Below are 6194 nucleotides of genomic sequence, written 5' to 3' on the forward strand. Positions count from 1 at the left end.
CACGTAGCTTCACCACGACGAAAGGTTGTCCGTGTCGTCGGTCCCGACCTCCCGGCCTCTCCCGTCCGAGTTCACCCACCCCGCGCTGCAGGAGCTCCTGCGGCTCGGCAGCACGCGGGGCAGCGTCGACGCCGTTGCCCTCCGCTCCGCCTGCGAGCAGGCGGAGGTCCCGATGGCCCGGATGAAGGCTGTCCTGCGCGCCATCGACGACGCGGGGATCACGGTCGAGCTGCCCGACACGCCCGCCGCCCGGCGCGCCGTCGCCGCGACGAGCACCCGCAGCGGTGCCTCGGCGTCCGCGACGGCGACGGCCAAGCGCCCGGCCAAGGCCGCGGCGAAGACCGCCGCCCCGGCCGCGGACGGGGACGAGCCGCCCGCCGCGCCCGCCAAGAAGGCCGCCGCCAAGAAGACCGCCGCCAAGGCCGCCGCCGCCAAGGGCGACGACGTGGACGTCGAGGGCGAGGTCGAGGACCTCGAGCTGGACGCCGACCTCGTCGAGCCCGGTGACGACCTCGTCGTCGAGGAGGTCGTCGTCGAGGAGGTCGTGGTCGAGGAGGTCGAGGTCGAGGTCCCCGCGGTCGAGGCCGAGGCCGCCGTCGCGGAGAAGCCCGAGGAGGAGAGCGAGGACGCGTTCGTCCTGACGGACGACGACGACGACGCTCCCGCCCAGCAGGTCGCGACCGCCGGTGCCACCGCGGACCCGGTCAAGGACTACCTCAAGCAGATCGGCAAGGTCGCCCTCCTCAACGCCGAGCAGGAGGTCGAGCTCGCCAAGCGCATCGAGGCCGGCCTCTTCGCCGAGGAGCGGCTCAACTCCGGCGAGAAGATCGAGGCGAAGCTGCACCGCGAGCTCCGCTGGATCGCCGAGGACGGCCGCCGGGCGAAGAACCACCTGCTCGAGGCCAACCTGCGGCTCGTCGTCTCGCTCGCCAAGCGGTACACCGGCCGCGGCATGCTGTTCCTGGACCTCATCCAGGAGGGCAACCTCGGTCTGATCCGCGCGGTCGAGAAGTTCGACTACACCAAGGGCTACAAGTTCTCGACCTACGCGACGTGGTGGATCCGCCAGGCCATCACGCGAGCCATGGCCGACCAGGCCCGGACCATCCGGATCCCGGTCCACATGGTCGAGGTCATCAACAAGCTCGCGCGCGTGCAGCGGCAGATGCTCCAGGACCTGGGCCGCGAGCCCACGCCCGAGGAGCTCGCCAAGGAGCTCGACATGACCCCCGAGAAGGTCATCGAGGTCCAGAAGTACGGCCGTGAGCCGATCTCGCTGCACACCCCGCTCGGCGAGGACGGCGACAGCGAGTTCGGTGACCTCATCGAGGACTCCGAGGCCGTCGTCCCGGCGGACGCCGTGTCGTTCACACTGCTCCAGGAGCAGCTGCACTCGGTCCTCGACACGCTCTCCGAGCGCGAGGCGGGCGTCGTCTCCATGCGGTTCGGCCTCACCGACGGCCAGCCGAAGACGCTCGACGAGATCGGCAAGGTCTACGGCGTCACGCGTGAGCGGATCCGGCAGATCGAGTCCAAGACGATGTCGAAGCTGCGTCACCCGAGCCGGTCCCAGGTGCTGCGGGACTACCTCGACTGATCGCGGCACGAACCACGCACGACGACGGCGGCCGGCCCCTCGAGGGCCGGCCGCCGTCGTCGTCCCGGGGGCCCGGGCCGCAGGACAGCAACGCCGGTCGAGCGCCGGGCACCGCGGGCGCGCAGGATCGTCGGGTGACCAGCGCCGACCGGACCTTCCGCGCCTTCCTCGACGTGCTCGGGGCGACGCTGGACGAGCCGGACCTCAGCGGCGCCGACCTCGCTGCGCGCCTGCACCTGTCGCGGTTCCACGCCGACCGGCTGGTGGCCGCCGCGGCGGGTGAGCCGCCGGGTGCCCTGCGGCGGCGGATCCTCCTCGAGCGTGCCGCCTACCGGCTCGCGACCGCGGCGGAGTCCGTGCGGGTCGTGGACCTCGCGCACGAGGCGGGGTTCGACACCCACGACGGCTTCACCCGGGCGTTCACCCGGGCCTTCGGCGCGCCGCCGTCGGTGTGGCGCAGGGTCCCGAGGTCGCACCTGCTCCCGGCCCCGAGCAAGGTCCACTTCCAGCCGCCGGGCTCCCTGCGGCTGCCGTCCGACCGGAGGATCACCGCGATGGACCTCGTGACGCGCATGACCGAGCACCACGTCTGGCTGGTGGGGGAGATGCTGGAACGCGCGGGGCGGCTCGACGCCGATGTCCTCGACCGGCCCGTCACGCTGTCGGTCGGCAGGTCTGCGCGGGGGACGGTCTCGACGAGACGTTCGTCGACGCGACGTGCGAGCCGCCGCAGGTGTTCACCTACGGCGGCATGATCGCCCACGTCCTGACCTTCGCCGCGCACCGGCGCACGCTCGTGTGCGGGGCGCTGCACGACGCGGGCGTCACCGACCTCGCGGCCGGTGACCCGATGACGTGGGTCTCGGCCTGACCCGGGCCGTCGTGCTCAGCCGAGGACGAGGCCGACGACCCAGACCGCGGTGACGAGCAGGGCCGTCGCGAGCTCGATGAGGATCGACCAGCCGACGGCGGCGAGCGCGCGTCGGGTCGACGGCCAGGCGGCGGCGGTGTCCTTGAGGCGGAGCCACTCGGCGAGGAAGACCCCGAGCACGAAGCCGAGGACCACCCCGACGACGGGGACGACGAAGAAGCCGGCGATCCCGAGGACCGTCCCCAGGCCCACCGTCGTCCAGGGCACGCCCGACTCCTTGAGCCGGCGGCCGGGGAGCAGGTACTTGACGACGCTCCCGCCGGCGGCGACCAGGGTGGCGACCGCGAGCACGGTCCACGCGCCGGTGTCGTGCTCGGCGACGGCCCAGACGGCGACACCGCCCCACACGAGCAGGAGGCCCGGCAGGACCGGGACGACGATGCCGACGAGGCCGATGACGATCATCAGCCCCGACAGCAGTGCGACGCCGGTCAGCCGGGCCTCCGTGCTCGTGTCGGGTCGTTCAGGTCGGGAGAGGGACGGTCAGGTACGTCCGGGGGCCGCGCTGTCGGCGGCGCCCGGCCTGGGACAGGTCAGCGCTCTTCGTCCGGGGCGATCGCCGGTGTGACGCTGGTCAGGGCGTGCGACTCGTCCTGGATCTCGACGGCCTTCTCACGGAGCGCGTCCTGGTGGGCGCGCCCGTGGTGGGCACAGAACAGGAGCTCGCCACCCTTGGGGAGCAGGACGCGCACGTAGGCGCGTGCTCCACAACGGTCACAACGGTCGGCAGCGGTCAGGGCCGCGGGGGCAAGGGTTGCGTTCACGGGGCGACCTCCTCCAGGCGGTGGGCCGGCGCAGGGGTGTTGCAGGGGGTGGAGCGGGTGGTGCGTGCGGTCGTCGATCTCGACGTCCTTGTCGGTCGCCCGCGGCGGTTCAGTAGCACTTGCAGGGATCCTCGTGCGGGTGGTGCTGCGGTGCCGGGTGGTACTCGGCGGTACTGACGGTGCGTGGTCACTCTTCGTTCCCTGGTAAGACACGGACGTCGCCGCTGNTCAGCGGCGACGCCTGTTCCAACAGTGAAGCAGCCCTACCCGTTCCCGGTCAGCCCCCACGCGTGCGTTCGCTCTCCGCGTAGCGCTCAGCGACATGCGTGATGTGGCACACGTCACGACGCATACCGGACGTCACGACATCACGCGCGGATCGTGCTCCGACCCCCGCGCTCGGGCGTTGCGCCGCAAGGGTTTTCGAGGCCGCGATCACGCAACGTCACCGAGCGTGACGTTGCATGGCCGGGACCCGGCCGCGTCGCGGCCCTTCCCGGCGTGCCTCAGCAGGTGCGGGCGGCCCGCGGGGTAGCCTCGATCAGACGTACGAACGAAACGCCCTGCGGCGTGCCCGACGACGGGGGCGCCGGGGGCCGTCCTGAACGCGAGGAGCGCGCCCCCGTGGCCCAGCCGACGACCGACCGCAGTGCCCGTGCGCAGGCCGACGTCCGGACCGCGGCCGCCTCCGGGTACACCGCCCGGCACCTGTCGGTGCTCGAGGGGCTCGACGCCGTCCGCAAGCGCCCGGGCATGTACATCGGCTCGACCGACTCGCGCGGGCTCATGCACTGCCTCTGGGAGATCATCGACAACGCGGTCGACGAGGCCCTCGGCGGCTTCTGCCACACGATCCGCGTCGTCCTCCACGCCGACGGGTCGGTCGAGGTGCACGACGACGGCCGAGGCATCCCGGTCGACGTCGAGCCGAAGACGGGCCTGTCCGGCGTCGAGGTGGTCTTCACCAAGCTGCACGCCGGCGGCAAGTTCGGCGGTGGTTCGTACACGGCGTCCGGCGGTCTGCACGGTGTCGGTGCGTCCGTCGTCAACGCGCTGTCCGCGCGGCTCGACGTCGAGGTCGACCGCTCGGGCAAGACGTGGATGATGAGCTTCCGTCGCGGCGAGCCCGGCATCTTCGGCGACGGCAACGGCGGGCCCGACCCGGACGCGGAGTTCACCCCGTTCGTCGAGCGCTCCGAGCTGCGCGCCCGCGGCGGGGTCAAGCGCGGCGTGACCGGCACCCGGGTCCGTTACTGGGCCGACCGGCAGATCTTCCTCAAGGACGCCGCGTTCGCCTACGACGAGCTCGTGACCCGGGCCCGGCAGACCAGCTACCTCGTGCCCGGGCTGAGGATCGTCGTCCGGGACGAGCGCGGCCTGCCCGGCACGCCCGGCGAGAACGGGCCGGTCGAGGAGGTCTTCCAGCACGACGGCGGGATCGGCGAGTTCGCCGAGTTCCTCGCCACCGACCCCGAGGTGACCTCGGTGTGGCGGCTGCAGGGCACCGGCACCTTCCGCGAGACCGTCCCGGTCCTCGACTCCCGCGGGCACATGACCCCGACGGAGGTCGAGCGCGAGTGCTTCGTCGACGTCGCGATGCGCTGGGGCACCGGCTACGACACCGAGGTCCGGTCGTTCGTCAACATCATCGCGACCCCCAAGGGCGGCACCCACCTCGCCGGCTTCGAGCAGGCGCTCGTCAAGACCTTCAAGAAGGTCGTCGAGGAGAACGGGCGCCGGCTCAAGTTCGGCAAGGACGACAAGCTCGACAAGGACGACGTCCTCGAGGGGCTCACGTCCGTCGTCACCGTCCGGCTCGCCGAGCCGCAGTTCGAGGGCCAGACCAAGGAGGTCCTCGGCACGAACGCGGTGCGCGGCATCGTGTCCCGCGTCGTCGAGAAGGAGCTCACGGCCCTGCTCACCTCGACGAAGCGGGTCGAGAAGGCGCAGGCGGCGCTGCTGCTCGAGAAGGTCGTCGGGGCGATGCGCACCCGTGTGACGGCCCGCCAGCACAAGGAGATCAGCCGGCGCAAGAACGCCCTGGAGACCTCGTCGCTGCCGACGAAGCTCAAGGACTGCCGCAGCGAGGACGTCGAGCGCACCGAGCTGTTCATCGTCGAGGGGGACAGCGCCCTCGGGACGGCGAAGGAGGCGCGCAGCTCGGACTTCCAGGCGCTGCTGCCGATCCGGGGCAAGATCCTCAACGTCCAGAAGGCGTCCATCTCGGACATGCTGAAGAACGCCGAGTGCGCCTCGATCATCCAGGTCATCGGGGCCGGCTCCGGTCGCACGTTCGACCTCGAGGCGGCGCGCTACGGCAAGATCATCCTCATGACGGACGCCGACGTCGACGGCGCCCACATCCGCACGCTGCTCCTCACGCTCTTCTTCCGGTACATGCGCCCGCTCGTCGAGGCCGGCCGGGTCTACGCGGCGATGCCGCCGCTGCACCGGATCGAGGTCGTCAACGCGGGCTCGAAGAAGAACGAGTACGTGTACACCTACAGCGATCCCGAGCTGCACCGGACGATCGCCGCGCTCGACAAGAAGGGCCGCAAGTACAAGAGCCCGCCGCAGCGCTACAAGGGTCTCGGCGAGATGGACGCCGACCAGCTCCAGGAGACGACGATGGACCCGCGGCACCGCACCCTGCGCCGCGTGCGGATGGCGGACGCCGCCGCGGCCGAGCGGGTCTTCGAGCTGCTCATGGGCAACGACGTCGCGCCCCGCAAGGACTTCATCGTCGACGGTGCCGCCCGGCTCGACCGGGAGCGGATCGACGCCTGACGCGGGGGCAGCGGCGCGGCCCCGGGCGTGGCCGTGACCCCTTGCGGGGCCTAGCCTTCGGGTCATGTGCCACGAGACCGGCACGGCCTCGAACGCCGCGAGCACGGCGGGTGCG

Annotated in this window: 5 protein-coding genes; 3 read left to right on the top strand and 2 right to left on the bottom strand. The window is 71.8% G+C overall.

From position 1 onward, the window contains the following. Positions 1-31: 31 nt before the first annotated feature. Together ECOMGDLI_RS31530 and ECOMGDLI_RS31535 are read left to right on the top strand one after the other, a co-directional pair. Positions 32-1597, top strand: coding sequence for an RNA polymerase sigma factor (locus tag ECOMGDLI_RS31530; protein ID WP_088320772.1), 1566 nt, complete (start codon positions 32-34; stop codon positions 1595-1597). Positions 1598-1731: 134 nt separating this feature from the next. Beyond that, positions 1732-2352 (top strand): helix-turn-helix domain-containing protein, encoded by a 621-nt coding sequence (locus ECOMGDLI_RS31535; RefSeq protein ID WP_158221233.1) that lies wholly within the window; start codon positions 1732-1734, stop codon positions 2350-2352. 131 nt (positions 2353-2483) lie between these two features. Here ECOMGDLI_RS31535 and ECOMGDLI_RS31540 read toward each other — a convergent pair whose 3' ends face one another. Together ECOMGDLI_RS31540 and ECOMGDLI_RS31545 are read right to left on the bottom strand one after the other, a co-directional pair. Beyond that, on the bottom strand, positions 2484-2933 hold the full coding sequence (locus ECOMGDLI_RS31540; protein WP_088320774.1) for a DUF456 domain-containing protein: 450 nt from the start codon (positions 2931-2933) through the stop codon (positions 2484-2486). Between the two features lie 128 nt (positions 2934-3061). Beyond that, positions 3062-3292 carry a hypothetical protein gene (locus tag ECOMGDLI_RS31545; protein ID WP_088290713.1) on the bottom strand — a complete coding sequence of 77 codons (231 nt, stop codon included), beginning with the start codon at positions 3290-3292 and terminating at the stop codon, positions 3062-3064. A gap of 624 nt (positions 3293-3916) precedes the next feature. Between ECOMGDLI_RS31545 and ECOMGDLI_RS31550 the strand changes: the two genes are divergently transcribed. Next, positions 3917-6079: a type IIA DNA topoisomerase subunit B gene (locus ECOMGDLI_RS31550; protein WP_088320775.1), complete on the top strand. Its 2163-nt coding sequence runs from the start codon at positions 3917-3919 to the stop codon at positions 6077-6079. Positions 6080-6194: the final 115 nt, after the last annotated feature.

Source organism: Kineosporia sp. R_H_3, from assembly GCF_002198675.1.
In the GTDB taxonomy this organism is placed as follows: Bacteria; Actinomycetota; Actinomycetes; order Actinomycetales; family Kineosporiaceae; genus R-H-3.

What these genes read in the sequence shown, in the direction of transcription:
- ECOMGDLI_RS31540 (WP_088320774.1), bottom strand. Translation starts at nt 2,933, where the DNA reads ATGATCGTCATCGGCCTCGTCGGCATCGTCGTCCCGGTCCTGCCGGGC.